This window comes from Ferroplasma sp. Type II (assembly GCF_000496155.1).
Genome location: NZ_KI542850.1, coordinates 1955 through 3505, shown reverse-complemented (window position 1 = coordinate 3505; position 1551 = coordinate 1955). Strand labels below are relative to the sequence as shown.

The following is a 1551-nucleotide window of genomic DNA, read 5'->3' as shown; positions in this document are numbered from 1 at the left end:
ATATGTATTGATATCTCTACTTGATCCCCTTTCCATAACATCATTCACCCTGTTTATTTCCAGGTCAGACAAATTAGGATATACAAAATTATAATAAAAATTCAAAAAATAGTCATTTATTTCATAAATGCCACGACGTTTCTGATTTAAGGGAAGTATATAGTTAATAAGTTTAACTGAAACCAGGGTTTCCAGATATTTTGATATATTTCCCCTGTCCATATGCGTTCCGTTGACAATCTCACCATATGTATTATGTCCCAGTGAAATGTGCCTCAGAATCATTTCATATATTCTTGGCTCCTTAAATTCCTCTTTTAATAATATTTTGGGCTCCTCATATAATATTTCCCCTTTTTTTAATATTTTGTGTTTGATATTTTCTTCAATACTTTTGTTTTTATCTATTAAAGAAAGATAAAATGGAATATTCCCAAATACAGCATTTATTTTTATTAGATCATCTATATTTGAATTATAAAAATATTTTATATTATTTATATCAAATCCATTGATTTCTAAGCTTCCAGTTCTTCTTCCATATAATGGAGATTTATAGCTTAATAATTCATCCTCCATCATACTTATGCTTGAACCTGATAATATTATGTATAGCCTTGTAGTATCCATTAATTCATCAAATATTTTCTGCATTATAGATATAATACCATGGTTCAGCGCTATTAAATTAGGAAATTCATCCAAAACAATTATTATTTTATCTGATTCTATTTCCCTTATGAAATACTTAAAAACTTCATAAAAATTTGATTTTAAGTCATTAAAATAACCTTTTCCTGTAATGATGGAAAATTGATTTTTTAGGGAATCTATGTTGTCTTCCATACTATCCAGTGTGCATAAATGGTAAATATATTTTTTATTCTCAATGAACTGTTTAATCAACATGGTTTTTCCAATTCTCCGGCGCCCATAAATAATTATTAACTCCCTTTTATTCTCATTATATTTATCATTAAGGAATTCTAATTCATATTTTCTGTTTATAAATTGTTGTAACATAATTATTATAATTTTATTACAACAAAATATATAAGAATTATGGATGACATATAAATAAAAATTTTCTCCTGCCAATAGAGTTGTTTATCAGATGACAATAGGAGTCGCCATATTATCATCTACCTGATGCTTAAACTTCGTGGGTATAACCCTATATCCTCTATCCAGTTCGCAAATGCTTCTGGGATTGTTTTTTTTATTATCCTGAAAATCGCATTGAGACCTGCATGGATCAGAATATTGAAGGGTATCTGGACAAAGTTCTGGTTGTTTCTCTTTCCCATGTTCACTTCCTATTTCCAGGCACTGTTGTGACCTATGACAATGGTATCAACGTTCTTCGATTTGTCATAATAGGCTATTACCATTATCAATTGAAATATATTTATATAATATTTTACATTATTATTAGATGAACAGAAAGTTATTGATGCATGTGGGTCCAACAATGATAGATCTGGATGTTCTTCTTTCCGGGGTTAGGAATAATACGGGTTTTGCATCGCCCGAATTTATTTCTGCCATGAG

At 29.1% G+C, this 1551-nt stretch carries 2 protein-coding genes; both read right to left on the bottom strand.

From position 1 onward, the window contains the following. Positions 1-1023, bottom strand: a 1023-nt coding sequence (locus AMDU4_RS13880; RefSeq protein ID WP_021788551.1) for an ATP-binding protein, incomplete at its 3' end; no start/stop codon positions are given. Positions 1024-1142: 119 nt separating this feature from the next. Next, positions 1143-1307, bottom strand: coding sequence for a hypothetical protein (locus AMDU4_RS13875; RefSeq protein ID WP_287950080.1), 165 nt, complete (start codon positions 1305-1307; stop codon positions 1143-1145). Positions 1308-1551 lie beyond the last annotated feature (244 nt).